This window comes from Micromonospora sp. CA-249363 (genome assembly GCF_050950185.1).
Lineage (GTDB): Bacteria > Actinomycetota > Actinomycetes > Mycobacteriales > Micromonosporaceae > Micromonospora.
The window spans coordinates 2,525,219-2,550,662 of record NZ_CP192020.1; the positions used below are offsets into that span (position 1 = coordinate 2,525,219).

27 protein-coding genes and 1 riboswitch are annotated in these 25,444 nt (G+C 72.7%); of the genes, 21 read left to right on the forward strand and 6 right to left on the reverse strand.

Annotated elements, in window-relative coordinates; translation table 11 throughout:
- The first annotated feature begins 125 nt into the window (after positions 1-125).
- From rpe to ribH, 7 genes are all read left to right on the forward strand, one after another.
- Positions 126-806 (forward strand): ribulose-phosphate 3-epimerase, encoded by a 681-nt coding sequence (gene rpe / locus ACQPZK_RS11600; RefSeq protein ID WP_433538289.1) that lies wholly within the window; start codon positions 126-128, stop codon positions 804-806.
- Between the two features lies 1 nt (position 807).
- Positions 808-1,764: a GGDEF domain-containing response regulator gene (locus ACQPZK_RS11605; protein WP_433538290.1), complete on the forward strand. Its 957-nt coding sequence runs from the start codon at positions 808-810 to the stop codon at positions 1,762-1,764.
- A 78-nt stretch (positions 1,765-1,842) separates the two neighbouring features.
- A riboswitch (FMN riboswitch) is annotated at positions 1,843-2,013 on the forward strand.
- 159 nt (positions 2,014-2,172) lie between these two features.
- Complete coding sequence (gene ribD, locus ACQPZK_RS11610; RefSeq protein WP_433538291.1) at positions 2,173-3,234, forward strand: bifunctional diaminohydroxyphosphoribosylaminopyrimidine deaminase/5-amino-6-(5-phosphoribosylamino)uracil reductase RibD; 1,062 nt, start codon at positions 2,173-2,175, stop codon at positions 3,232-3,234.
- A 1-nt stretch (position 3,235) separates the two neighbouring features.
- Positions 3,236-3,853, forward strand: coding sequence for a riboflavin synthase (locus tag ACQPZK_RS11615; protein ID WP_433538292.1), 618 nt, complete (start codon positions 3,236-3,238; stop codon positions 3,851-3,853).
- On the forward strand, positions 3,853-4,542 hold the full coding sequence (pnuC, locus tag ACQPZK_RS11620) for a nicotinamide riboside transporter PnuC (RefSeq protein WP_433538293.1): 690 nt from the start codon (positions 3,853-3,855) through the stop codon (positions 4,540-4,542). Before ACQPZK_RS11615 ends, pnuC begins: the two co-directional genes overlap by 1 nt.
- Positions 4,539-5,804 carry a bifunctional 3,4-dihydroxy-2-butanone-4-phosphate synthase/GTP cyclohydrolase II gene (locus ACQPZK_RS11625; RefSeq protein WP_433538294.1) on the forward strand — a complete coding sequence of 422 codons (1,266 nt, stop codon included), beginning with the start codon at positions 4,539-4,541 and terminating at the stop codon, positions 5,802-5,804. The genes pnuC and ACQPZK_RS11625 overlap by 4 nt, the downstream gene beginning before the upstream one ends.
- A 2-nt stretch (positions 5,805-5,806) precedes the next feature.
- Positions 5,807-6,307 (forward strand): 6,7-dimethyl-8-ribityllumazine synthase, encoded by a 501-nt coding sequence (ribH, locus tag ACQPZK_RS11630; protein ID WP_151487814.1) that lies wholly within the window; start codon positions 5,807-5,809, stop codon positions 6,305-6,307.
- Between the two features lie 39 nt (positions 6,308-6,346).
- Here ribH and ACQPZK_RS11635 read toward each other — a convergent pair whose 3' ends face one another.
- The 3 genes from ACQPZK_RS11635 to ACQPZK_RS11645 are packed head-to-tail and all read right to left on the reverse strand — an operon-like array spanning position 6,347 to position 8,822.
- Entirely contained in the window at positions 6,347-7,090 is a 744-nt protein-coding gene (locus tag ACQPZK_RS11635) for an amino acid ABC transporter ATP-binding protein (protein ID WP_433538295.1), read from the reverse strand.
- Positions 7,091-7,092: 2 nt separating this feature from the next.
- A complete protein-coding gene (locus ACQPZK_RS11640) occupies positions 7,093-7,965 on the reverse strand; it encodes an amino acid ABC transporter permease (protein WP_433538296.1) in 873 nt (290 codons plus the stop codon).
- Positions 7,962-8,822, reverse strand: coding sequence for an ABC transporter substrate-binding protein (locus ACQPZK_RS11645; RefSeq protein ID WP_433538297.1), 861 nt, complete (start codon positions 8,820-8,822; stop codon positions 7,962-7,964). The genes ACQPZK_RS11640 and ACQPZK_RS11645 overlap by 4 nt, the downstream gene beginning before the upstream one ends.
- A 133-nt stretch (positions 8,823-8,955) precedes the next feature.
- Between ACQPZK_RS11645 and ACQPZK_RS11650 the strand changes: the two genes are divergently transcribed.
- The 10 genes from ACQPZK_RS11650 (at position 8,956) to ACQPZK_RS11695 (ending at position 18,134) form a co-directional block, all read left to right on the forward strand.
- The gene (locus ACQPZK_RS11650; RefSeq protein ID WP_030335709.1) at positions 8,956-9,219 is read left to right on the forward strand and encodes a phosphoribosyl-ATP diphosphatase; all 264 of its coding nucleotides are present in this window, start codon (positions 8,956-8,958) and stop codon (positions 9,217-9,219) included.
- Between the two features lie 45 nt (positions 9,220-9,264).
- A complete protein-coding gene (gene hisG / locus ACQPZK_RS11655) occupies positions 9,265-10,110 on the forward strand; it encodes an ATP phosphoribosyltransferase (protein ID WP_433538298.1) in 846 nt (281 codons plus the stop codon).
- 143 nt (positions 10,111-10,253) lie between these two features.
- Positions 10,254-10,727, forward strand: coding sequence for a PH domain-containing protein (locus ACQPZK_RS11660; protein ID WP_433538299.1), 474 nt, complete (start codon positions 10,254-10,256; stop codon positions 10,725-10,727).
- Positions 10,728-11,613: 886 nt separating this feature from the next.
- On the forward strand, positions 11,614-12,261 hold the full coding sequence (gene infC, locus ACQPZK_RS11665; RefSeq protein ID WP_030335715.1) for a translation initiation factor IF-3: 648 nt from the start codon (positions 11,614-11,616) through the stop codon (positions 12,259-12,261).
- A 20-nt stretch (positions 12,262-12,281) separates the two neighbouring features.
- Positions 12,282-12,476 carry a 50S ribosomal protein L35 gene (gene rpmI, locus ACQPZK_RS11670; RefSeq protein ID WP_355053110.1) on the forward strand — a complete coding sequence of 65 codons (195 nt, stop codon included), beginning with the start codon at positions 12,282-12,284 and terminating at the stop codon, positions 12,474-12,476.
- 32 nt (positions 12,477-12,508) lie between these two features.
- Positions 12,509-12,901 (forward strand): 50S ribosomal protein L20, encoded by a 393-nt coding sequence (rplT, locus tag ACQPZK_RS11675; protein ID WP_030335718.1) that lies wholly within the window; start codon positions 12,509-12,511, stop codon positions 12,899-12,901.
- An 83-nt stretch (positions 12,902-12,984) separates the two neighbouring features.
- Entirely contained in the window at positions 12,985-13,782 is a 798-nt protein-coding gene (locus tag ACQPZK_RS11680) for a TrmH family RNA methyltransferase (protein WP_433538300.1), read from the forward strand.
- Positions 13,783-14,002: 220 nt separating this feature from the next.
- Positions 14,003-15,070: a phenylalanine--tRNA ligase subunit alpha gene (pheS, locus tag ACQPZK_RS11685; RefSeq protein WP_433538301.1), complete on the forward strand. Its 1,068-nt coding sequence runs from the start codon at positions 14,003-14,005 to the stop codon at positions 15,068-15,070.
- A 41-nt stretch (positions 15,071-15,111) separates the two neighbouring features.
- Positions 15,112-17,661 (forward strand): phenylalanine--tRNA ligase subunit beta, encoded by a 2,550-nt coding sequence (gene pheT, locus ACQPZK_RS11690; protein WP_433538302.1) that lies wholly within the window; start codon positions 15,112-15,114, stop codon positions 17,659-17,661.
- Positions 17,662-17,663: 2 nt separating this feature from the next.
- On the forward strand, positions 17,664-18,134 hold the full coding sequence (locus ACQPZK_RS11695) for a S26 family signal peptidase (protein ID WP_433538303.1): 471 nt from the start codon (positions 17,664-17,666) through the stop codon (positions 18,132-18,134).
- A 65-nt stretch (positions 18,135-18,199) separates the two neighbouring features.
- Here ACQPZK_RS11695 and ACQPZK_RS11700 read toward each other — a convergent pair whose 3' ends face one another.
- Positions 18,200-18,415: a hypothetical protein gene (locus ACQPZK_RS11700; protein ID WP_433538304.1), complete on the reverse strand. Its 216-nt coding sequence runs from the start codon at positions 18,413-18,415 to the stop codon at positions 18,200-18,202.
- A 155-nt stretch (positions 18,416-18,570) separates the two neighbouring features.
- Here ACQPZK_RS11700 and ACQPZK_RS11705 point away from each other — a divergent pair, with 155 nt between their 5' ends.
- From ACQPZK_RS11705 to ACQPZK_RS11715, 3 genes are read left to right on the forward strand one after another with little or no spacing between them, the layout of a single operon-like run.
- A complete protein-coding gene (locus ACQPZK_RS11705; protein ID WP_433538305.1) occupies positions 18,571-19,125 on the forward strand; it encodes a MauE/DoxX family redox-associated membrane protein in 555 nt (184 codons plus the stop codon).
- Positions 19,126-19,159: 34 nt separating this feature from the next.
- Positions 19,160-19,699 (forward strand): TlpA family protein disulfide reductase, encoded by a 540-nt coding sequence (locus tag ACQPZK_RS11710; RefSeq protein WP_433538306.1) that lies wholly within the window; start codon positions 19,160-19,162, stop codon positions 19,697-19,699.
- Positions 19,696-21,540 (forward strand): ABC transporter ATP-binding protein, encoded by a 1,845-nt coding sequence (locus ACQPZK_RS11715; protein ID WP_433538307.1) that lies wholly within the window; start codon positions 19,696-19,698, stop codon positions 21,538-21,540. Before ACQPZK_RS11710 ends, ACQPZK_RS11715 begins: the two co-directional genes overlap by 4 nt.
- Here ACQPZK_RS11715 and ACQPZK_RS11720 read toward each other — a convergent pair.
- Together ACQPZK_RS11720 and ACQPZK_RS11725 are read right to left on the reverse strand one after the other, a co-directional pair.
- The gene (locus ACQPZK_RS11720) at positions 21,491-23,368 is read right to left on the reverse strand and encodes a BTAD domain-containing putative transcriptional regulator (RefSeq protein ID WP_433538308.1); all 1,878 of its coding nucleotides are present in this window, start codon (positions 23,366-23,368) and stop codon (positions 21,491-21,493) included. The two genes, ACQPZK_RS11715 and ACQPZK_RS11720, sit on opposite strands and share 50 nt — an antisense overlap.
- Positions 23,369-23,517: 149 nt before the next feature.
- Positions 23,518-24,231: a Crp/Fnr family transcriptional regulator gene (locus ACQPZK_RS11725; RefSeq protein WP_433538309.1), complete on the reverse strand. Its 714-nt coding sequence runs from the start codon at positions 24,229-24,231 to the stop codon at positions 23,518-23,520.
- Positions 24,232-24,577: 346 nt separating this feature from the next.
- On the opposite strand from ACQPZK_RS11725, the gene ACQPZK_RS11730 reads away from it, so the two are divergent.
- Positions 24,578-25,402 carry a hypothetical protein gene (locus tag ACQPZK_RS11730; protein WP_433538310.1) on the forward strand — a complete coding sequence of 275 codons (825 nt, stop codon included), beginning with the start codon at positions 24,578-24,580 and terminating at the stop codon, positions 25,400-25,402.
- Positions 25,403-25,444: the final 42 nt, after the last annotated feature.

Consider the following 25,444-nt stretch of genomic DNA (forward strand, 5'->3'; position numbering starts at 1 on the left):
CTGTTCGTCCGGATTCGAGCGTCCGGACCGGCTAATTCTGCACTACTGGTCACTGCTGGATCACAGCGTGTCGGAGTTGGTGCGGTGCTGCGGGCGGCGGGTGGCCGCGTTCGTACACTGGCCCCGTGACCGTACCGCCGCCAATCGTCGCGCCGAGCATCCTGGCCGCCGATTTCGCTCGCCTCGCCGAAGAGGTCCGTGCCGTCGAGGACGCCGCGGACTGGTTGCACGTGGACGTGATGGACAACCACTTCGTGCCCAACCTGACCATCGGGCTGCCCGTGGTGCAGAGCCTGCGGGCCGCCACCACGATGCCGTTCGACGTGCACCTGATGATCGACGACCCGCGTCGGTGGGCTCCCGGGTACGCCGACGCCGGGGCGTACAACGTCACGTTCCACGCCGAGGCGTCCGACGACCCGGTGGCGCTGGCCAAGGACCTGCGCTCGGCCGGCGCGAAGGCGGGACTGGCCATCGACCGGGACACCCCGATCGAGCCGTACCTGGACCTGCTGCCCAGCTTCGACACCCTGTTGATCATGACGATCAAGGCGGGCTTCGGCGGGCAGCGGTTCATCCCGCAGTTGTTGGACAAGGTCCGCGCCGCCCGCCGGCACGTGAACGCCGGGCACCTGGAACTGCGCATCGAGGTGGACGGCGGGATCGCCGCCGACACCATCGAGCAGGCGGCGGCGGCCGGCGCCGACGCGTTCGTGGCCGGCACCGCCGTCTACGGCGCCGCCGACCCGGCGGAGGCGGTACGGCACCTGCGGGCGCTGGCGGAACGCGCGGCGCCCGAGGCCTGAGATGGAGCCCGAGGCCGACCGCAAGGACGTCATCCTCGTCGTCGACGACGACGAGGACATCGCCCGGTTCGTCGAGTTCAACCTGCGGTTGCACGGTTTCGACGTGATCCACGCCAGCGACGGTCAGGAGGCCCTGGAGGTCATCGAGCGCCAGCGGCCCGACCTCGCGGTGGTCGACCTCATGATGCCCCGGATCGACGGGCTGGAGCTGACCCGGCGGCTGCGCGCCGACCCGATGACCTCCGCCCTACCGGTGATCATGCTGACGGCCAAGGGGATGACCGTGGACAAGGTCCACGGACTCAGCGCGGGCGCGGACGACTACCTGGTCAAACCGTTCGACACCGCCGAGCTGGTGGCTCGGGTCTCCTCGACGCTGCGACGCAACAAGGAGTTCCGGGAGGTCTCCCCGCTCACCGGACTGCCCGGCAACAGCCGCATCCGGCGGGAGATCAGCGACCGGGTCCGGCAGGGGGTGGACTACGCGGTCGGCTACATCGACATCGACCGGTTCAAGAGCGTCAACGACCGGTACGGCTTCGTCCGGGGCGACGACTTCATCTCCGCGCTGGCCCGCAGCCTGCACCGGGCCGTGGTGGCGGTGGGCCTGCCGCCGGCCTTCCTCGGCCACGTCGGCGGCGACGACTTCGTGATCGTCTGCGCGCCCGACCAGGTCCGCCCGCTCACCTCCCGGGCGGTGGTCGACTTCGAGAAGTCCGCCGACACGCTCTACGACGCGACCGACCGTGAGCGCGGCTTCGTCGAGCTGAAGGACCGGCGCGGCAACATCCGCCGCGCCGCCCTGGTCACCCTCTCGATCGGCGTCTCGCTGTCCGACGCCGGCAAGCGGTTCACCGACCCGCTCGAGGCGATCGCGGTGGCCTCGGAGATGAAGACGGTCGCCAAGAGCCAACCGGGGTCGTACGTCGCGGTGGACCGGCGGCGCGGCGTCACCTGAGGCGTGATCCCGCTGTGAAGTAGCTCGCCTGAGTAACGACACGCCGGGTTCGGCGTGTAAGACTGCGAAGTACCCACCACGCGCTGGCGGGACTCGGTGAAATTCCGAACCGGCGGTGATCCACGGTCCAACCGTGGTCAGCCCGCGACCCGGACGGCTCTGCCGCCCGGTGGACCTGGTGAAAATCCGGGGCCGACGGTTGGGTGCGGCTCGTCCGCGCCCAGAAAGTCCGGATGGGAGACAGCGCGCGGGACGGACGGGTCCGAGCCGGCCGCTGGCCTCAGCGTGCCGTGCCGCCCTCCCGGGGCGGCTGCGCCGTACCCGGAATCCGCCGCCGCCTGCCCGCGGTCCGATGCCGCCTCCCTGACCGCCCGCGCGATGAGGCGAGTGAGAGGGCAGGACAGGGCGATGGCCAGCGTCTCCGTCGACGAGGCGATGCGGCGTGCGATCGAGCTGGCGGCGCGCGGGCTCGGCACCACCAGCCCCAACCCCGTGGTCGGGTGCGTGCTGCTCGACGCGGACGGCCAGGTCGTGGGGGAGGGCTTCCACGCCTACGCGGGCGGACCGCACGCCGAGATCGTCGCGCTGGCCCAGGCCGGCCGGCGCGCCAAGGGCGGCACCGCGGTCGTCACTCTGGAACCCTGCGACCACACGGGCCGCACCGGCCCCTGTAGCACCGCGCTGGTCCAGGCCGGCGTGGCCCGGGTGGTCATCGCCGTACCCGACCCCAACCCGGTGGCCACCGGCGGCGCCGCCACGTTGCGCTCCGCCGGGGTCCAGGTCGATCTGGGGGTACGCGGCGACGAGGCCGAGGCCGGCAACGTGGCCTGGTTGACCTCGATGCGCCGGGGCTGGCCGTACGTCATCTGGAAGTACGCCGCCACCCTGGACGGGCGCTCCGCCGCCGAGGACGGCACCAGCATGTGGATCACCTCGGAGGCGGCCCGGATCGACGTGCACGCGCTGCGCGGCACTGTCGACGCGGTCATCGCCGGGGTGGGCACCGTGCTCGCCGACGATCCGCGCCTGACCGCCCGCAACCTGCGCGACGGCAGCCTGGCCATCCGGCAGCCGCTGCGGGTCGTGGTGGACAGCTCGGGGCGTACCCCGGTGGACGCCCGGGTCCGCGACGGCGCCGCGCGGACGTGGATCGCGACCGCCGCCGAGGTCGGCGCGGGCCCGGACGGCCGGGTCGACCTGCCGGCGCTGCTCGCGGCGCTGCACCAGCGCGGCGTCCGCGCGGTGCTGCTGGAGGGCGGGCCGCGGCTGGCCGGCGCCTTCCTGGCCGCCGGCCTGGTGGACAAGATCGTCGGGTACGTCGCGCCGCGGTTGCTCGGCGCCGGTCCCGCCGCGCTTGTCGACGCGGGAGTGACGACCATCGCTGAGGCCATCGATCTGGAGCTCGTCGACGTTACGCAGGTCGGTCCGGATCTCCGGATCACCGCTTTGCCCCGAAAGAGGGAGGGCTGACATGTTCACCGGCATTGTCGAGGAATTGGGCGAGATCGTGCGCGTCACCGCCACGGCGGGCGATTCCGCGCTGATCGCCGTGCGTGGCCCGCTGGTCACCTCCGACGCCCGCCACGGTGATTCCATCGCCGTGAACGGTGTCTGCCTGACCGTCGTGGACGCGGCGGACGGCGTCTTCACCGCCGACGTCATGGGCGAGACCCTGCGCCGCTCCGCGCTGGGCGCGCTGCGCCCGGGCGACCCGGTCAACCTGGAACGGGCCGCCGCCCTGGGCAGCCGCCTCGGTGGGCACCTCGTCCAGGGGCACGTCGACGGCGTCGGCGAACTGCTCTCGCGCGAACCGGCCGAGCAGTGGGAGACCGTGCGGTTCCGGCTCCCCGCCGACCTGTCGCGCTACGTGGTGGAGAAGGGCTCGATCACCATCGACGGCGTGTCGCTGACCGTGGCGGCCGTCGGCGTCGACGAGTTCGCCGTGGGGCTGATCCCGACCACCCTCAAGCTCACCACCCTCGGCGCGAAGAGCGTCGGCGACCCGGTCAACCTCGAGGTCGACGTGGTGGCCAAGTACGTCGAGCGGCTGCTGGGCAGTCGGCTCGCCGAGACCGGCGAGGTGGCCTGATGGGCGCCCTCGGCTGGCTCCTCGACGCCCAGGTGCAGGTGGCCGGTTCGCCGGTGCTGATCCGGGAGATCGTCGGCAACGCGTTCGGCCTGATCTCGGCGCTGCTCGGGCTGCGCCGGCTGGTCTGGGCCTGGCCGGTCGGCATGATCGGAAACGCGCTGCTCTTCACCGTCTTCCTCGGCGGGGTGTTCGCCACCCCGCAGGCCCACGACCTGTACGGGCAGGCCGGGCGGCAGGTCTTCTTCTTCGCGGTGAGCGTCTACGGCTGGTGGCGCTGGCAGCGCAACCGACGGGCCGACGCGCAGCACGCCGCCGTCCTGCCACGCTGGGCCACCGGGCGGGAACGGCTCGCCCTGCTGCTGGCCGCCGTCGTCGGCACCGCCGCGGCGTACCCGCTGCTCAAGGCGCTGGGCTCCTGGGGTCCGCTGCCGGACGCCTGGATCCTCACCGGCAGTCTGCTCGCCACCTACGGCATGGCCCGCGGCTGGGTCGAGTTCTGGCTGGTGTGGATCGCGGTGGACGCCGTCGGCGTGCCGCTGCTGCTGCAAGGCGGGTTCTACCCGTCGGCGGCCATGTACCTGATCTACGGCGCCCTCTGCGCCTGGGGCTTCGCCGCCTGGTGGCACACGTCGCGCGCCACCCGTCCGGCCGCCACGCTCCCGCCCACCTACACGGAGGCCGTCGCATGAGCAGCTTCGCCGACATCGAGCAGGCGATCGCCGAGATCGCGGCCGGACGGCCGGTCGTCGTGGTCGACGACGCCGACCGGGAGAACGAGGGCGACCTGATCTTCGCGGCCGAGCTGGCCACGCCGGAGCTGATGGCGTTCATGGTGCGCTACACCTCGGGGTACGTCTGCGTGCCGTTGACCGAGAGCGAGGCCGACCGCCTCGACCTGCCGCCCATGCACCACACCAACCAGGACCGGCGTGGCACCGCGTACACGGTGACCGTCGACGCCCGGGAGGGGGTCAGCACCGGCATCTCGGCGGCCGACCGCGCGCACACCATCCGGCTGCTCGCCGACGCCGCCACCGACCCGACGGATCTGGCGCGTCCCGGGCACGTGGTGCCGCTGCGCGCCCGTGAGGGTGGGGTGCTGCGCCGGCCCGGACACACCGAGGCGGCGATCGACCTGACCCGGCTCGCCGGGCTGCGTCCGGCGGGCGTGCTCTGCGAGCTGGTCAACGACGACGGCACCATGATGCGGTTGCCGGACCTGGAGAAGTTCGCCGCCGAACACGGCCTCGTGCTGATCACCATCGCCGACCTGATCGCCTACCGGCGGCGTACCGAGAAGCAGGTCGAGATGGTGGCCGAGGCCCGGATGCCCACCCGGCACGGGGTGTTCCGCGCGCTGGGTTACCGCGCCGAGCACGACCCGGCCGAGCACGTCGCGATGGTCATCGGAGACCTCGGCGACGGCCGGGACGTGCTGGTACGGGTGCACTCCGAGTGCCTGACCGGGGACGTGTTCGGCTCGCTGCGTTGCGACTGCGGGCCGCAGTTGGACGCCGCGCTGGCCCGGGTCGCCCGCGAGGGCCGGGGCGTGGTGCTCTACGTGCGCGGCCACGAGGGACGCGGCATCGGGCTGCTGCACAAGCTCCAGGCGTACCAGTTGCAGGACCAGGGCCGCGACACCGTCGACGCCAACCTCGACCTGGGCCTGCCGGCCGACGCCCGCGACTACGGCACCGGCGCGCAGATCCTGTACGACCTGGGCGTGCGCTCGATGCGGCTGCTGACCAACAACCCGGCCAAGCGGGCCGGGCTGGAGGGCTACGGGCTCACCATCACCGGCCGCGAGAGCCTGCCGGCCGGCGCGCACCCGGAGAACCTGCGCTACCTGCGCACCAAGCGGGACCGGATGGGTCACCTGCTGGACGAGTTGGACGAGGTGTCCGAGGCGCCGCTGGGGCGTCCCGTCGCCAACGACGAGATCGGAGCATGACGATGGCGGGATTCGGTGAGCCGGGAGTCGACGCGGTGGACGCCGCGGGGCTGACCGTCGGCGTGGTGGCCGCGCGGTGGCACGGCGACCTGACCGACCACATGCTGGAGCGCGCGGTCGCCGCCGCCGAGGCGTGCGGCGCGCGATCCGTGGTCGCCCGTGTCGCCGGCTCGGTCGAGCTGCCCGTCGTCGCCCAGGCCCTCGCACGCCGCTGCGACGTGGTGGTCGCGCTCGGCGTGGTCGTCCGGGGCGCGACCGCCCACTTCGACTACGTGTGCCGGTCGGTCACCGACGGTCTGACGCGGGTGGCGCTGGACGAGGGCAAGCCCGTCGCGCACGGTGTGCTCACCGTGGAGACCATCGAGCAGGCCCGGGACCGGGCCGGACTGCCCGGCTCGGCGGAGGACAAGGGCTGGGCGGCGACCGTCGCGGCGCTCGACGCCGCGCTGGCCGTGCGCACCGTGGCCGCCGGCAACGCCCAGCGGGTGGGCTTCGGCGGCTGACGCGCCCGTCGGTGGCCGGCGCGTCGCGGCCGGCCTGTCTCAGAGCCGGCCGGCCTCGATGATCCGGCGCAGGAACTGCCGGGTACGGGGCTGCGTCGGCTCGCCGAGCACCTGCTCCGGCGGCCCGCTCTCGATGACGCGCCCCGCGTCGAGGAAGCACACCTCGTCGGCGACCTCCCGGGCGAAGCCCATCTCGTGGGTGGCCAGCACCATGGTCATCCCGTCCGTCTTCAGGTCCCGGATCATCGTCAGCACCTCGCCGACGAGTTCCGGGTCCAGCGCCGAGGTGACCTCGTCGAGCAGCATCAGCCGGGGCGAGTTCGCCAGCGCCCGGACGATCGCCACCCGCTGCTGCTGCCCGCCGGAGAGGCCGTCCGGATAGGCGTGCGCCTTCGCGCCCAGCCCCACCCGGTCGAGCAGGTCGCGGGCCTGGGCCTCGGCCTCGGCGCGGGACCGCCGGTGCACGCGCCGGGGCGCGAGGGTGATGTTGTCCAGCACGCTCAGGTGCGGAAACAGGTTGTACGCCTGGAACACCATGCCGATCCGCCGGCGTACCCGGTCGGCGTCGACCCGAGGGTCGGAGATGTCCTCCCCGTCCAGCTCGATCGTGCCGTCGTCCACCTCGTCGAGAAGGCTCACGCACCGCAGGAGGGTGGACTTGCCCGACCCGGACGCCCCGATCAGGGCCACCACCCGGTGCTCGGCGACGGTCAGGTCGAGCCCGTCCAGCACGACGTGGCCGGCGAACTCCTTGCGCAGCCCACGGCAGCGCAGCAGCGTCATGGTCAGCCTCCCGACTGGCGGCGGGCCGAGCGCAGCGTCACCCAGTCGGTGACCGCGATCAGCGGGATCGCGAGCAGCACGAACAGCACGCCCGCCACGATGTACGGCGTGTAGTTGAACGTCTGCGCGGTGGCGATCTGGGCGGCCCGGACCGCGTCGATCGGGCCGGCGAGCGAGACCAGCCCGACGTCCTTCTGCAGCGCCGCCACGTCGTTGAGCAGTGGTGGCGCCACCCGACGGACGGCCTGCGGCAGCACCACGTGCCGCATCGTCTGCCGGTAAGTCAGGCCCAGCGATCGGGCGGCGGCGAGTTGACTGGGGTGCACCGACTCGATGCCCGCCCGGAACACCTCGGCGAGGTAGCCGCTGTAGGTGAGCACCAGCGCGAGCCCGCCCAGCACCAGCACCGACGGCATGCCCTGCAACCGCAGGCCGGGCACACCCAGGGTGAGCAGGTAGAGCACGATGATCAGCGGGAGGCCCCGGAACGTGTACGTGTAGCCGGCGGCCAGCGCGCGGACCGGGAAGAAGACCGGGCCGCGCAGCGTCCGCAGCACGGCGATCGCCAGCCCGAGCAGCAGCGCCCCGGCCGCGCAGCAGACCAGCAGCCGTACGTTGAGCCACAGCCCGTCCAGCACGGCCGGCAGCGCGTCGGCGGCGATCCTCGGGTCCAGGAACGAGTGCCGTACCCGGTCCCAGCCCGGCGCGCCGGTCACCGCGACGACCAGCAGGGTGCCGAGCGCCGCCGTGGAGGAGGCCGCGACCAGCACGCTGTAGACGGTCTGTCGACGCCGGTACGCCGCCCGCCGCGCCTGCGCCGCCGAGGGAGTGTGTTCCCGTGGCGCTACGGAAGTGGTGTCGCCCCGCGGCGTCACGTCAGCTCGGCCGCGCCCGCCACCTGCGCGAGCCACTTCTGCTCCAGCTCCTTCAGCGTGCCCGCCTCGCCGAGCTGACCGACCGCGTCGCTCACACAGCGGGTCAGCGGCGAGTTCTTGTCCAGCAGCAGCCCGAACACCTCCGGCACGCCGACGCGCGGCACCTGGCCGACGATCACCGCGTCGGTGACCTCCGCGCCGGTGATGTAGAAGGCCGTCGGCAGGTCCACGACGAGACCGTCGATCTGCCCGTTCTGCAGGGCCTTCTTGGCGTCGTCGTTGCTGTTGTAGACCTGCGGCTTCGCGGTCGGCTTGATGACGTCGGTGATCGCCTGGTAGCTGGTCGTGCCGACCTGGGCGCCGAGCTTGGCGCCCTTCAGGTCGGCCACCGTCTTCTTGCCGGCGATCTTCGACGACTTGAGCGCGATGACCGTCTGCCGCACCAGGTAGTACGGCGCGGAGAAGTCCACCGCCTGCTTGCGCTCGTCGGTGACCGAGAACTGGTTGATGTCGAAGTCGAAGGTCTTCTCCCCGGGCGCGATCGCGGTGTCGAACTTCACCCGCGTCCAGGTGACGTCACCCCGGGCGTAGCCCAGCTTCTCGGCCACCGCGTACGCGACGGCGGCCTCGAAGCCCTCGCCGTTCTCCGGCTTGTCCTGCCGGAACCACGGCTCGTACGCCGGCTGGTCGGTGGCGATGGTGAGCTTGCCCGGCGTACGGGTGGGCAGGCTGTCCTTGGCGCAGGACGGCGCGGCGGTGACGGTGGGGGTCGGTTCGTCCTGTGGCGCGCAACCGGCGATGGCGCCGACGACGGCGCCGACGAGGGTGAGCGCGAGAAGACGTGAACGGCTGGCCATGGCGGACAGCGTAGAGGTCCACGGGCATCGATCGAAGATCTTCCCACCGCGATGACGGGGAAGTGTCCGCCTGCTGGGTTCGGCCGGACCCGGACGTCCGGTGGCGGCCCGGCGGCTGGAAGAATCGCATCCCGTGAAGACGTTCGAGGAGTTGTTCGCCGAGCTGCAGGCCAAGGCCGCCGCCGGCACCCCGGGCTCGGGCACCGTCGCCGCTCTGGACAAGGGCGTGCACTTCATCGGCAAGAAGGTCGTCGAGGAGGCGGCCGAGTCGTGGATGGCCGCCGAGCACGAGGGGCCCGAGCGCACCGCCGAGGAGATCTCTCAGCTGCTCTACCAGGTCCAGGTGCTGATGCTCGCCAGCGGTCTCGAGCTCAAGGACGTCTACCGACATCTGTGAGTGCGCCCCGTCGTTGATCAGATTCGATCGAAGGAGCACTCCGTCATGCTGCGTGTCGCCATCCCCAACAAGGGCACCCTGGCCGAGCCGGCCGCCCAGATGCTGCGCGAGGCGGGCTACCGCCAGCGCACCGATCCCAAGGACCTCGTCTGCCGCGACGAGGGCAACGACGTCGAATTCTTCTACCTGCGTCCCAAGGACATCGCCACCTACGTCGGCTCCGGTGACCTCGACCTCGGCATCACCGGCCGCGATCTGCTGATCGACTCCGCCGCGCCCGCCGAGGAGGTCGTCGACCTCGCCTTCGGCCGGGCCACCTTCCGTTTCGCCGCCCGCCCCGACGACATCGACTCCGTCCAGCAGTTGGGCGGGCACCGGATCGCCACCGCGTACCCGGGGCTCGTCGAGCGGCACCTCGACGAGGCGGGCGTCAAGGCCGAGGTCATCCGCCTCGACGGCGCCGTGGAGAACGCCGTACGCCTCGGGGTCGCCGACGTGATCGCGGACGTGGTGGAGACCGGCGCGACGCTGCGTCAGGCGGGCCTCGTGGTGTTCGGCGAGCCGCTGCTGCTCTCGTCGGCGGTGCTGGTGCGCCGTGCCGGCGCGCCGGCCCACGCGCAGGCCGAGCAGCTGCTGCGCCGCCTGCACGGCGTGCTGGTGGCCCGCCGTTACGTGATGCTCGCCTACGACGTGCCGGCCGGTCTGCTGGACCGGGCCAGCGGATTGACCCCCGGCATCGAGTCGCCCACCGTCTCGCCGCTGCACCGCGAGGGCTGGGTGGCCGTGCAGGCCATGGTCCTCAGCGACGACGTGCACCGGATCATGGATGAGCTGTACGACCTGGGCGCCCGCGCCATCCTGGTCACCAACATCCACGCCTGCCGACTCTGACGGGTATTGATCCACCCGAGTTCGCCGAAATGGGGGTGTCTGCCCGCGCGGGTCACCCCCATTTCGCTGAGCTCGTGTGGATCACCGTGGCGCCTCGGCGGGTGGTGCGCGGGTGGAGCGGACGTGAGTGGCAGACTGGGAGAGTGAGTGACACCGAGCTGGTCCGCCTCAAGCCCCGCCGCATCCGGGTGGTGTGCTGGTCCGCGGCGATCGTGCTGGTGGTGGTGTTCGCCCTGGTCGCCACCTCGCTGACCGGGCCGACCGGCGACGGGTACGGCAGCTTCCAGCGCGGTGACCAGATCGCCATGATCGGCCTCGGCGTCTTCGGGGCACTGGGCTTCCTGCTGTTCACCCGCCCGCGCATCGAAGCGGACGAGCGGCGCATCCGGGTGCGGAACGTGATCAGCTCCTACGAGCTGCCCTGGGAGGTCGTCCGGGGTGTCCGCTTCGACCGCGGAGCGCCCTGGGCCAGCCTGGAACTGCACGACGACGACCTGCTGCCGTTGATCGCTCTTCAGGCGGCCGACAAGGAGTTGGCCGTCGACGGGGTGCGCGCCCTGCGCCGGCTGCACGAGGCCCACCAGGCCCGCCTCGCCGAACGCGCCGTCGGCAGCTGAGCACCCGCACCCGCCCGCACCGCGTCCGCCCGGCCGGCAGCCGCACCACCGCCCCGCCCGCATCGCGTCCGCCCGGCTGGCAGCCGCACCACCGGCCCGCCCGCATCGCGTCCGCCCGGCCGGCAGCCGCACCACCGGCCCGCCCGCATCGCGTTAGCCCCGCCGGCAGCCGCACCACCGGCCCGCCCGCATCGCGTTAGCCCCGCCGGCCACCGCGCCGCGTCCGCCCTGCCCGCCCCGCCCGCACCCGCAGCGTTCCCTCCGCCCCGCCCGCGCCCGAAAGCCGCACGCCGAGGCAGCAACTTCCCCGAAACTGCTGCCTCCCGGCGGCCAGATGCCGCAACTTCCCTGAAACTGCGCGGATCTTGAGGCCCGTCGAGCCCTCACGGAGCGCCGGCCCTGCCGCACGGCTCTCGACGGCCGCACGGCCCTCACCGAGCGCCGACCCTGCCGTACGGCCCGCCTGCCGTACGGCCCGCCTGCCGCACGGCCGCCTGCCGTACGGCCCGCCTGCCGCACGGCCTCGCCGCCCGCGGCCTCGCCGCCCGCGGCGGCGCGCCCGTAGGTCGTGTCCGGTTTGGGGGTCGGCGGTACGGCGGTGTAGTGTTGTCGAGTCGACCAGGCTGTCTCCGCGTGCGAGCAGGCAGCCTTGAAAGCGGAGCGCCTGCTCCCACCCGAGTCGCCGCCACGGTGGCCGGGTCCGGTCACCGGTTCCGGGCATGTCCCGGTCCCGGATGCGCGATCCTGTGATCGTGCCGACCGGTCGAGCAGGCCCTGGCATGCGCCGGGGCCTTCTGTTTTCCAGGTCGGTTCCCATCCGGGAGCCGCGGGGGTCGGCACCTGAGCAGAAACGACTCGAGGAGGCCCCATCAGCGTCGAACCACGCGTGAACGAGCAGATCCGGGCACGTGAGGTCCGACTGGTCGGCCCAGAGGGTGAGCAGGTGGGCATCGTCCCGCTGGAGCGCGCCCTTCAGCTGGCCGCGGACGTCGATCTGGACCTGGTCGAGGTTGCGCCGATGGCGCGCCCGCCGGTGTGCAAGCTCATGGACTTCGGCAAGTTCAAGTACGAGAGCGCACTGAAGGCGCGCGAAGCGCGGCGTAACCAGCAGCAGACCGTCATCAAGGAAATGAAGCTTCGGCCGAAGATCGACCCGCACGACTACGAGACCAAGAAGGGTCACGTGGTGCGGTTCCTCAAGGCGGGCGACAAGGTCAAGGTGACGATCATGTTCCGCGGTCGCGAGCAGAGCCGCCCGGAGCTGGGTTACCGGCTCCTGCGCCGGCTCGAGTCCGAGATCACGGATCTGGGATACGTCGAAGCCGCTCCCAAGCAGGACGGCCGAAACATGATCATGGTTCTCGCTCCGCACCGGGCCGTCAAGGCCTCCGCGGTCGCCGCCACGGCGTCGCGCGGTGGGCCTCGGGACCGGGCCGGGGACGAGTCCGCCGCTCCGGCAGCCGATGAGACCGCGGCGGTCGGCGAGACCGCAGCAGCCGGCGACACCGGCACCGCCGCCACCAGCGGCGAGTAACAGGGGAGAAGACGTTCCACATGCCGAAGATGAAGAGCCACACGGGTATGGGTAAGCGGGTCAAGCTGACCGGCAAGGGCAAGGTCGTTGCCCAGCAGGCCGGCCTGCGCCACAACCTGGAGAAGAAGCCCTCCACCCAGACCCGCCGGCTGACCGGCACGGTCGTGCTGGCCAAGGCCGACGTCAAGCGCATCAAGAAGCTGCTCGGCCGCTGACGCGCGCCACCTTTACGTAAGAAGGAGTTGAGATGGCACGCGTCAAGCGGGCTGTGAATGCCCAGAAGAAGCGTCGTACCCTGCTGGAGACCGCGAGTGGTTACCGCGGCCAGCGCTCCCGGCTGTACCGCAAGGCCAAGGAGCAGGTGCTGCACTCGATGCAGTACGCCTACCGGGACCGTCGTGACCGCAAGGGCGACTTCCGGCAGCTGTGGATCCAGCGGATCAACGCGGGCGCCCGGGCCAACGGGATGACCTACAACCGCCTGATCCAGGGCCTGCGTCTGGCCGGCATCGAGGTCGACCGCAAGATCCTGGCCGACCTGGCCGTCAACGACGCCGCCGCCTTCGCGGCGATCGTCGAGCTGGCCCGGGCCGCGGTCGCGGCCGAGGGCACCGGCGGCGCGGCGGCTCAGGCCGCCTGATCCCCACGCACCAGAACGAGGCGTCTCCCGCGTCGGCACCGCCGTCCGGGGGGCGCCTCGATCGTGCCCGAGGAGCAAACCCCATGGCCTTCACCCCGCGTACCCCCAGGGTTGTCGCCGCCCGCCGCCTGCAACGCCGCCGGGACCGCGACGCGGCCGGGCGGTTCCTGGCCGAGGGCCCGCAGGCGGTCCGCGAGGCCCTGGCGCGGCCGGGGGTGGTCACCGAGCTTTTCGGTACGACCACCGCGCTGGATCGGTACCCGGAGCTGGCCGCCACGGCGGCCCGGGCCGACGTGCCGGTCTCCGAGGTGACCGACGACGCCCTCGCGGCGCTCGCCGAGACGGTCGCCCCACAGGGGCTCGTCGCCGTCTGCCGGCACCTGGACGTGTCGTTGGAGGAGGCGCTCGCGGGCGCTCCCCGGCTGGTGGCGGTTCTCGCCGAGATCCGCGACCCCGGTAACGCCGGCACCGTGCTGCGTACCGCCGACGCGGCGGGCGCGGGGGCGGTGGTCTTCGCCGGCGACGCCGTCGACCCGTACAACGGCAAGTGTGTCCGCGCCTCCGCCGGCAGCCTGTTCCACGTCGACGTGGTCCGCGCGTCCGATCCGGTCGCGGTGGTCGACGCGCTGCGGGCCGCCGGTTTGTCGATCTTCGCCACCACCGGGTACGGCGACAGCGACCTGGACGACCTGACCGACTACGGCCGACTCGTCGGGCCCACCGCCTGGCTGTTCGGCTCGGAGGCGCACGGGCTGCCCGAGAAGTTGACGGCCGCGGCCGACGCCCGGGTGCGGGTCCCCCTGTACGGGCGCGCCGAGAGCCTCAACCTGGCTGCCGCCGCGGCCGTCTGCCTGTACGCTTCAGCGAGAGCACAGCGCTGAGGGTGTCCGCACCCGGCGCGACTGACAGCAGGGGAGAGCGTCCGTCCATGAACGCGCCACGGCGTTCGTTTAGCCAGCCCGCCGGTGTCGGCGGGCGGCGGGCCTGACCTGCTCCCTGCGCAACTCCTACCGGCGGGCTGCGGCACAGCCGCGCGTCCGTAGACTCGCTTCGCCGCCCCGATGACGGGCTGGCGCCGCCGTGAGGGAGTGCCCGTACGCCATGAGCTACCGCAACGATCCGTACGACCCGAAGCAGGTTGCCCTGCTCGACCCCGCCGCCCTGGCCGAGGCCGTCGCGGACGCCACGAAGGCGTTCACGGCGGCTGCCGACCCGGACGCGCTCACCGCGCTGCGCCCCGCGCATCTCGGTGACCGGTCTCCGGTGTCCCTCGCGCGCCGCGAGATCGGCGCGTTGCCGCCGGCCGCGAAGTCCGACGCCGGCAAGCGGGTCAACGAGGCCCGTCGGGCGATCGAGACCGCGTACGCCGACCGCGCCGAGGTGGTGGAGCGCGAGCAGGCGGCGCGGGTGCTCGTCGAGGAGCGGGTGGACGTCACGCTGCCGTACGCCCGGCGCCCCCGCGGCGCCCGGCACCCGCTCAGCACGCTGATGGAGTCGATCAGCGACCTGTTCGTCGGGATGGGCTACGAGGTGGCCGAGGGCCCCGAGGTCGACCTGGAGTGGGTCAACTTCGACGCGTTGAACATCCCCGCCGACCACCCGGCGCGTGGTCTGATGGACACGTTCCACATCGCGCCGGAGGGCTCCGGCCTTGTTCTACGAACCCACACGTCGACGGTGCAGACCCGCACCATGCTCAGCCGCAAGCCGCCGATCTACGTGATCGTCCCCGGCCGCGTCTACCGCACCGACGAGATCGACGCCACCCACAGCCCGGTGTTCCACCAGGCCGAGGGTCTGGTGGTCGACAAGGGCATCACGATGGCGCACCTGCGGGGCACCCTCGACCACTTCGCGCGGGCGATGTTCGGCCCCGAGGCGAAGACCCGGTGGCGGCCGCACTACTTCCCGTTCACCGAGCCGTCGGCGGAGTTCGACGTGTGGTTCCCGGAGCACCGCGACGGTCCGCAGTGGGTCGAGTGGGGTGGCTGCGGGATGGTCAACCCCCGGGTGCTGCGCGCCTGCGGGGTCGATCCGGAGGTCTACTCCGGCTTCGCCTTCGGCATGGGCATCGACCGGACCCTGATGGTCCGGCACGGAGTCAGCGACATCCGCCATCTCTTCGAGGGCGACGTGCGGTTCAGCCGCGCGCTCGGGACCGGGGCGTAGGGCGATGCGGGTACGAGACACGGGAACGGTGGTCTGAAGTCATGCGAGTTTCTGTCAGTTGGCTGCGGGAGTACGTCGACCTCCCCGCCGACCTGCCCACCGGCGACCTGGAGCAGGCCCTGGTCGACCTCGGCATCGAGGTCGAGTCCGTGCAGGACCTGCGCGCGAGCGTCACCGGTCAGCTCGTCGTCGGCGAGGTACGCGAGATCGAGGAGCTGACCGGCTTCAAGAAGCCCATCCGGTTCTGCCGGGTGGACGTGGGTGACGCCAACGGCACCGGCGAGCCGCAGGAGATCGTCTGCGGGGCGCGCAACTTCGCCGTCGGCGACCGGGTCGTGGTGATCCTGCCCGGCGGCGTGCTGCCCGGCGGGTTCGCGATCGGCGCGCGCAAGACGTACGGGCACAACTCGGCCGGCATGATCTGCTCGGCCAAGGAACTGGGCCTGGGCGACGACCACTCGGGCATCATCGTGCTGCCGCCGGACGGCGCGGCCAAGCCCGGTGACGACGCGCGGCCCGTCGTGGGCCTCGACGACGTCGTGTTCGAGCTGGAGATCACCCCGGACCGGGGGTACGCGCTGAGCCTGCGCGGCCTGGCCCGGGAGCTGTCGCACGCGTTCGACGTGCCGCTGCACGACCCGGCCCTGGTGCCCGCCCCGGGTGGAACGCCGACGCCGGCGTACCCGGTGGAGGTCCGCGACACGGTCGGCTGCGACCGGTTCACCGCTCGCCTGGTGCGCGGCGTCGACCCGGCCGCGCCCACGCCGTCGTGGATGGCCCAGCGGCTCGTCACCGCCGGCATCCGCAGCATCTCGCTGCCCGTCGACATCACCAACTACGTGATGTTGGAGCTGGGTCAGCCGATGCACGCCTTCGACGCCGACCGGATCGCCGGGCCGCTGGTGGTCCGTCGCGCCGAGCCGGGGGAGAAGCTGACCACCCTGGACGGTGTCAGCCGGGTGCTCACCGCCGACGACATGGTGATCTGCGACGACACCGGGCCGATCTCGCTCGCGGCGGTGATGGGCGGCGAGACCAGCGAGGTCGACACCGGCGTCACCACGAACGTGCTCTTCGAGGCGGCCCACTGGGACCCGGCCATGGTCGGGCGAACGGCCCGCCGGCACAAGCTGTTCAGCGAGGCCGCGAAGCGCTGGGAGCGGGGCGTCGACCCGGCCGTGCCGCTGGTCGCCCTGGAACGGGCCGTGCGGCTGCTCACCGAGCACGGCGGCGGCACCCCGAGCGCGGAGATCCTGGACATCGACCACGTCCGGCCGCGTACCCCCATCACCCTGCCGGCGGACCTGCCGACCCGGCGGGTCGGGGTCGAGTACCCGCCGGCGCGGGTCGTCGCCCTGCTGGAGCAGGTGGGCTGCACGGTCGCGCAGGGCGCGGACCGACTGTCCGAGGACCCGGGCGCGGTCGGCACGGCCAGCGGCGCCGGGGCGGTGCTGAGCGTCACTCCGCCGAGCTGGCGGCCCGACCTGACCGATCCGGCCGACCTGGTCGAGGAGGTCGTGCGCCTCGACGGGTACGACCGGGTGCCGTCGGTGCTGCCGACCGCGCCGCCCGGTCGAGGCCTGACCCCGCGCCAGCGTCGCCGCCGGGCCGTGGCGTGGTCGCTGGCCGAGCGGGGGTACGTGGAGGTGCTCGCGCATCCCTTCGTGTCCCCGGAGCTGGCCGACCAGCTCGGCCTGCCGGCCGACGACCCGCGCCGACCCGCGGTGCGCCTCGCCAACCCGCTGTCCGAGGAGGAGCCGCTGCTGCGCACCACGCTGCTCGGCCCGCTGCTCGGCATCCTCAAGCGCAACCTCGGGCGGGGTCAGCGCGACCTCGCCCTCTACGAGATCGGCGCGGTCTTCCACCCGCGTCCCGACGCCGGCAGTCCGCCGGCGATGGGCGTGGACCGGCGACCCACCGACGAGGAGTTCGCCGCCGCCGACGCGGTCGTGCCGGCCCAACCGGTGCACGTCGCGGCGGTGCTCGCCGGTGACCTGGACCCGGCCGGCTGGTGGGGCGCGGGCCGCCCGGCCGGCTGGGCGGACGCCATCGAGGCGGCCCGGGACGTGCTGGCCGCCGCCGGTGTTCCCGACGAGCGGGTCGAGGTGCGCGCCGCCGAGTGCGCGCCGTGGCATCCCGGCCGCTGCGCCGAGCTGCGGGTCGACGACACCGTCGTCGGGTACGCCGGTGAGCTGCACCCGGCGGCGATGGCGGCGCTGGAGCTGCCCCGCCGTACCTGCGCCATGGAGCTGAACCTGGACGTGCTGCCGCCGGTGCCGGTGACTCCCGCGCCGACGGTGTCCGGGTTCCCGCCGGCGCTGATCGACGTGGCCTTGGTGCTGGACGAGTCGGTCCCGGCCGAGCAGGTGCGTCGGGCGCTGGAGGCGGGCGCCGGCGAGCTGCTGGAGGACGTGCGACTGTTCGACGTGTACTCCGGCGCGCAGCTCGGCGAGGGCCGACGGTCGCTGGCGTACAAGCTGACGTTCCGCGCTCCGGACCGGACGCTGACCGTCGAGGAGGCGCTGGCCGCCCGGGACGCGGCGGTCGCCGTCGCGGCCGAGCGTTTCGGCGCGACCCTGCGCGGCGCCTGAGCATGCCGCTGCTGGGATGGCTCGCGGTGGCCGCCGTGCTCGCGGTGGCCACCGCCGGCCTGCTCTGGGCCCGCCGGCACCTGCTGCTGGTGGCCGTCGTGGGTCGCAGCATGGAGCCGACCCTGCGCGCCGGTGACCGGGTGCTGGCCCGGCGGGTGCCGCTGGCCCGGGTCCGGCCCGGTGACGTGGTCGTCGTGGTGGCCCCGGCGGCGATGACCGCCGGCCACCCCACCCGCCCCGACGCGACCGGCCCCGGCCTGCTGATCAAGCGGGCGTACGCGGTGCCCGGCGACCCGGTGCCGGTGGACCGGGTGCCGCTGTTGCGTGGAGGCGGTGAACAGGTCGTGCCGGCGGGTCGGCTGGTGGTGCTCGGCGACAACCCGTCGCACAGCTACGACTCCCGCGAGTGCGGCTACATCCCCGAGCCGGACGTGCTCGGCGTGCTGGTCCGGCCGCGACCGCGGGCGGACTGACCGGTCGAACCGCGCCCGGGACGGCGTGCCGCCCGGCGGGAAGCCGGACGGCACGCCGTGACCGCTCAGCAGAGGGCGGTCATCGTGCTCGCACCCGCGCTGCAGCTGTAGCCGCAGCCGCCGCAGAACGTCTTGCAGGCACCGTTCTGGCTGCACCGCTTCAGGTAGCACGTGGCGCAGACGGCGCACCACGGGTCCGGCGGACAGCCGGCCGCGGCCGTCACCCTGGGTACGAACGCGCCGAGCATCCGTTCGCCCAGGGTCTCCAGTCGACGGAACATCCGTTCACCTCCTCTCGATACTGATCGGTGTCCGGACGCTACGGCGGCCCGCTACACCCCCCGCACAGCCGGACAGCTTGTCGATGTGCATCGATGTACTTCGGATGTATCCGCCGCTCCTAGCCTGGCCCTCCCGGCAAGGAGGTGGCGTAGCGATGCGAACCCTGGAGTTGACCGCGCGGCTGTTGCTGGCCCTGGTGTTCGTCGTCGCGGTGATCGGCAAGCTGCGCAGCCGCACGGTCTTCGCGGAGTTCGTCGGGTCGGTCCGCCAGTTCGGCGTGCCGGCCCGCTGGGCACCGCCGACCGCTCGCCTCGCGGTCACCGTGGAGGCGGCCGTGGTGGTCCTGCTCGCCGTTCCCCGTACCGTGCCCGCCGGGCTGCTGCTCGCCGCCGGGCTGCTCGGCGTGCTCACCGCCGCGATCGTGGGCGCGCTGCGACGGGGTGCCCGGCCGGCGTGCCGCTGCTTCGGCGCCGGCGACGCCCCGATCGGCGGTCGGCACGTCGCCCGCAACCTCGCCCTCGCCACTGTGGCGTTGCTCGGCCTGCTGGGCTGGGCCACCAGCACCGGACAGCCGCCGTCGGCGCCGACCGTGCTGCTCGCCGTCGGCGTCGCGGTCCTCCTCGCCGCCGTGGTGATCCGTCTCGACGACCTGGTCGCGCTCTTCGCACCCGCCCCGTCCCGGGCGCCCCGCCCGGCCCGTCGGTCCTGATCCCGGTCCGTACCCCGCACCCGAAGGAGTCCTCATGGCGCTGTTGACCGTGGCCGTCGTCCTCGTCGCCGCTCTCGGCCTGCTCAATCTGATCCTGATGCTCGGCGTGATCCGACGCCTTCGTGAGCACACCGAGCTGCTCAGCGACCAGCAGAGCGCGCCGCCGCCGGTCATGTTGGAGGTCGGCTCGATCCCCGGTGACTTCGTCTCGACCACCGTGGACGGTCGAGTTCTCGATCGGTCCGACATCCCACCGATGACCATGGTCGCTTTCCTCTCGCCGAGCTGTGAGCACTGCGAGGAGCAACTGCCGCTGCTGATGGACCGGGCACGGACCATGCCCGGCGGCGCCGACCACGTGTGGATCGTGGTGGTCGGCAAGGGTCCGGACACCCAGCCGTACGCCGAGCGCTTCGCCGGCCTGGCGACGGTCTTCGTCGAGCCCGGGAACGGGCCGCTGCCGCTCGCGTTCGCGGTGAAGGGGTACCCGGCGTTCGGTCTGCTCGATGAGCGCGGGATCGTCGGGGCCACGGCGTTCGGCATCGCCCGGTTGGACCTTCCGGTGGCGCGGTGAGCGGCCCGCGGCTGACTCCCCGACGGGCCGTCCGCTACGCGCGGGCGGCCCTCGGTCTGACCTGGCGCGCGGCACCGGGGGGCACGGCGGCGGATGTTGTCCTCGCGGTGCTGGCCGGGCTCACCCCGGTGCTCGTCGCCGCGCTGACCAAGCTGCTGCTGGACCGTCTCACCGGCGCCGGCTCGGCTCCAGTGGGGTTGGCCGCGCTCGCTGCCGGCCTCGCCGTCGCCGCCGCGCTCAACGTGGTCCTGCCGCATCTGCGCACCTACGTGGCGGCCGAGCGGTCGCGGGCGGTGTCCCGCCTCGTGCGTCGCCGATTGCACGACGCGCTGCGGCGCCTGGTGGGGCTGGTCCGACTGGAGGACCCCGAGTTCCAGGACCGGTTGCAGGCCGCCCAGCAGACGGGGCATCTCGGCCCGACCCAGTTGACCGGCAACACGCTCGGCGCGGTGCAGAGCGTCCTGGCGATGGGCGGGTTCGTCGGCATCCTGCTGATGCTCAACCCGCTGATCGGGGTGCTGGTGCTCCTGGCCGCACTGCCCACCCTGTGGATGCAGTTGCGGCTCAACCGGGCCCGCGCGGCGATGGTGCTCCGCCTGGAGCACTTTCAACGACGGGACATGTTCTTCGCGCAGTTGCTGGTGGGCGTGTCCGCGGCGAAGGAGGTGCGGCTCTTCGGTCTGGGCCGGTTCTTCGGCGACCGGATGCTCGACGAACTGCACGGCATGCACCGGGTGGAGCAACGACTCGACCGCCGCGAGGTGCGTGCCCAGGCGGTGCTCGGCCTGCTCGGCGCGGCGGTGGCCGGCGTCGGCGTGGTCTACACCGTCTCGGTGGCCCGAGCCGGTGGCCTGACCCCGGGCGACGTGGTCATCTACCTGGCGGCCGTGCCGGGTGTGCAGGGCGCGTTGGGCAGCCTGGTCAGTCAGCTCGGCGCGATTCACCAGTCGCTGCTCCTGTTCGAGCACTACGACCAGGTGGCGCACGTCGAGCGGGATCTGCCGGTGCTGGCCGACCCGCTGCCGGTACCACCGCTGACCGAGGGGATCGAGCTGCGCGACGTGTGGTTCCGCTACTCGCCGGACCACCCCTGGGTGCTGCGGGGCGTGAACCTGCGCCTGGCGGCCGGCCGCACGACCGCGCTGGTCGGGCTCAACGGCGCCGGCAAGAGCACGCTGGTCAAGCTCCTGTGCCGGTTCTACGACCCGGAGCGCGGCGCCATCCGGTGGGACGGGATCGACCTGCGGGACCTCGACCCGGCGGCGCTGCGCGAACGGCTGGGAGCGGTGTTCCAGGACTTCATGCCGTACGACCTCAGCGCGTCGGAGAACATCGCGCTGGGCGACCTGAGCGCGCGCGACGATCCGGAGCGGCTGCGCGCCGCCGCCCGGCACGCCGGCATCGACGAGACGCTGGCCGCGCTGCCCCGCGGCTACGACACCCTGCTGACCCGGATCTTCTTCGACGGCCCGGACCGGGACGACCCGCAGGCGGGAGTGGTGCTCTCCGGCGGCCAGTGGCAGCGGGTGGCGTTGGCGCGGGGCTTCCTGCGCGCCGACCGGGACCTGCTCATCCTCGACGAGCCCAGCTCCGGGCTGGACGCCGAGGCCGAGCACGACCTCAACCAGCGGCTGCGCGAGTTGCGGCGGGGAAGGACCAGCCTGCTCATCTCGCACCGGCTCAATGCGGTGCGCGACGCGGACACCATCGTGGTGCTCGCCGACGGGCAGGTCGTCGAACGCGGTGACCACGATCGGCTGCTGGCCGCCGGTGGTGGGTACGCGCGCCTGTTCACCCTCCAGGCCCGGGGCTACCGCCAGGACGAGCCGGCGCCGGCCTGACCGTTGCGGTCTGCGCCGCCTCGTTGGCGGCGAGTTCGGCGGCGTACAGCCGGACGAGGTCGCCGATGTGGAAACGGCCCGGGCCGGCCGGTTCGGCGAGCTGCGCGGCGACCAGACGGTCCAGGGCGCGTGCCGCGTCCTCCGGCGGCGCTCCGGTCAACGCGGCGGTCAGCTCCGCGGTCACCGGCCCCGGGTGGGCACGGCCGAGCCGGAGAAAGATCGGAGCCGCCGAGCCGAGCCGCCGGTAGCTGGCGCCGAGCCGTGGCCCCAGGCCGGTCTCAGCGAGCCGGTAGCGTTCGTCGCGCAGCAGTCGTGCCAACCGGCTGAGCGACCAGTGCGGTCCCTCGGTCAGCCGACCCGACACGGTACGCAGCGCGAGCGGCAGGCGCTCGCAGAGACTGACCACCGCCGACGCGGCCTCCGGCTCGTCGTCGACCGGGCGGTCCCCGGCGGTGGCGCGCAGCAACGCCAGCGCGTCGGCGGCCGGCAGCGGATCGAGCCGCAGCGCCGGGGCGTCGCCGCTGGTGACCGGGGTACGGCTGGTCACCAGCAGAGCGCATCCCCCGCGTACCGGAAGCAGGCCGTCGACCTGGGCGGCGTCGGTGGCGTTGTCGAGCACGAGCAGCACCCGGCGGTCGAACAGCAGGGATCGGACGCGGGCCCGGGCCTCCGCGATGCCGGCCGGCGCCGGCTCGTCGGCACCGGGGTGCAGTGCCCGCAGCACGCGTGTGGCGACCTGCAACGGCGGCGGCGGGGTGTCGGCGACCGATCCGCCGAGGTCCAGGTGGAGCTGGCCGTCGGGGAAGGCGTCCAGCGCCGCCGCGGCGGCGCGTAGGGCCAGTGCCGACTTGCCCGTGCCGGCCATGCCGAAGACCGCGACGGTGACCGGCTGTCGCCGCGCGTCGGCCAGGGCATCGCCTAGTCGGGCCAGCTCGGCGCGCCGGCCGACGAACGGGGCCGAGGGGCAGGGCAGCTCGTGCGGTACGCGTCGTCCCTGCGGATCGACCGGACGGTCACGGATGTCCGGATGATCGCGGGCGTGCGGGGCGACGCGACGCCGGGACGGTACCGGTGACCGGGGCGCGTGCCGGCGGACCTCGCGGTACAGCTCGGTCAACTCCGGCCCGGGAGCGACGCCCAGCTCCCCGTCGAGAGCCCGGCACGCCGCCTGGTACGTCCGCACCGCGCCGGCCTGGTCGCCGGAGCGGTGCAGGGCGGTCATCAGCAGCGCCCACGCCGGCTCACGCAGCGGGTGCTCGGTGACGTGGTCGCGCAGCAGGGTCAGCAACGCGGGTGTGCCCGCGTCACCCAGGTCCAGCCGGCAGTTGGCGTACGTCTCCCGGGCGGCCGCCCGCCGCTCGCGCAGCCGGTCGAAGGCCGCCGCGGTGACCGGCCCGTACGCTCCGGACGGGTCCGTCGACGACCAGAGCGCAAGCGCCTTGCCGAGCAGGGTGGCGGCCAGTTCGGGCTCGCCGCCGATGCGGGCGGCGTGCCCCTCGGTGGCGAGCCGCTCGAACTCGGCGGCGTCCAGCTCACCCGGCTCGACCCGCAGCAGGTAACCGCCGTGCTCGGCGGGCAGCCGGGCGGGACGACCGGGGGAGTCGAGCAGGTGGCGTAGCTGGCTGGCGTGGCTGCGCAGGTTCGCGAGGGCCGATACCGGCGGGCACCGGCCCCACAGCTCCTCGCGCAGTCGTTCGACGGGCACGACCGCGCCGGCGTGCAGTAGCAGGGTGACCAGCAGGGCGGCGGGCCGACCGGCCGGGACACGTTGGGCTTCGCCGTCGCGATGGACGCGGACCGGACCGAGAATCTGGAACGACACTCCCACCGCGCCTCCGTCAGGTGCCCCCACGCGGACCGGACAACCGGTCCACCACCGTCGGAGAATGATGCTAGTCGATTGAGTGGTCACTCAGTCGATTCGTTTTCGACAGCCCTTCGAGAAGCGGCGGTCGCCGTCGCGGCGGAGAGGGCCCGTCAGTCGTCGCTGGGGTTCAGGTCACCGAGTTGTCGCAGGCCCGGCAGATCGCGGACGGTGATCCGCCGGTAGTCGGTGTCGACCAACCCGTCCGTCCGTAGCTCTCGAAGCACCTTCTGGATCGAGGTCTCGGAGGCGCCGCAGATGGTAGCCAGGTCGGGTTGGGTGAGGCGAACGTCGATGATGACGCCGTCCATGCCTTGTCGACCGTGGGTACGGCAGAGTTCGGCGACCACTCTGGCGACACGCAGTTTCACCGGGTACGAGGTGAAATCGATCCGGCGTCGATTGGACCAGCGCAGCCGGTCGGACACCATCGCGGCGAGTTCGAGGGCCGCCTCCGGATGATCCTTGAGGAACCTCTTGAACCGGTCCGGCTGGATCACGCTGTACTTCGCCGGGCCGCAGGTCGTCACGGTGGCGGAGCGGGGCTCGTTGTTCAGTGCCGACATCTCACCCACGAGATCTCCCCCGACCCGCAGTGACAGCAGAGCGGATCGACCGTCCGGCAGTGTCGCGGTGACCTTGGTCAGTCCCTCCTCGAGGAGCACGAGATGAGCTTCTCGCAGGCCCTCGTGGATGACGATCTGCCCGGCGGGGACCTGACGACGGACCCCCAGCCCCAGTAGCGTCTTCCGAACCGGTGGCGTGAGCCGCTGCAGGAACGTGCCGTAGGGCCACTCGTCGCCGGACAGTTCGTGGGGTCGTCGCACCCGCGGCCTCCTTCTCGACGGACGACTGCCGAAGCGTAGCCGTTCCTGTGCGTAGCGCGATGCCCCTGATCGATCCCACGCTTCGATCAGCAGATGGACGGTTGTCAGGGCCAGCACCGCCGCGGGCGGCCAGCCGAGGGTGAGCAACAGGTCAGGTAGATCCGTCCTCATACGGCAAGCACACGGCGCGGGTGTGCGACGGATCTGCCAGCAGGACGGGATGACCGATTTTCGACGTGCCCGCGGAATGCCGTAGTTCTACGGGGTCCCGGTCCGCACGCACCGGTTCGATGGCTCCTGCGGTGCTCGCCGGCGGGGCGAGCCGGATGGTGAAGGCGGGAGCTGGATGCGACATCCCGAGCGACGGCTGTTGATCTCCGTGGATATGGAGCGCTACAGCAGGCGGAGCAACGTCCAACAGTACGAGGCGCAGCGGCACTTCCGGGAGCTGCTGCACGAGGCCGCCGATGCCGTCGGTCTCGACCGGGTGGCCTGGATGACTCAGCAGGCGGGCGACGGCGAGCTGGCGATCGTGCCACGTGACGTGTCCGAGTCGCGGGTCATCGGCAGGTTCGTCCCGGAGCTGAACCGGCGGCTGCGCCACCACAACAGCAGCCGCCTTCCGGCTGCCCGGATCCGGCTCAGAGTGGCGGTGCACCAGGGGTTGGTGCATCTCGACGGCGCGAACGGCTTCCCCGGCAACGCCGTGGTGTTCGTCTGCCGGCTCTGCGACGCCGAGCCGGTGAAGAAGGCGCTGGCCGCATTTCCCGATGCCGGCGTCGCGCTTGTCGTCTCGACCGAGATCTTCCGTGATGTCGTCACCGAGTACCCGGAGGAGATGCGGCCGGAGCGGTTCGTTCGGATCGAGGTGGCCCACCCGGACAAGGAATTCCGCGAGGACGCCTGGCTCTGCGTGGTGGACGAGGATCTCGCCGCCGTCACGGTCCCGGGCACCCTGGCGAGCGCTGGGCAGGAGGGCGCTGCGCAGACCGCGGAAAAGCCGGTGGAGGCCGCGGAGGCAGAGCCTGCCAGCAGCAGGCTGGAGCACGGTGGAATTCGCACTGGCGACATCCGCGTCAAGGGGCAGAACGCGATCGGGCCGGGTGCGGCGGCGATCGGTTCGGTCGGCCGCGACGCGAACGTCGGCACGCGCAGGGACGATCCTCGGTGAGGGGTCGGTACGCCCCTGTCTCCGCCGACGGCGAAGGGGATC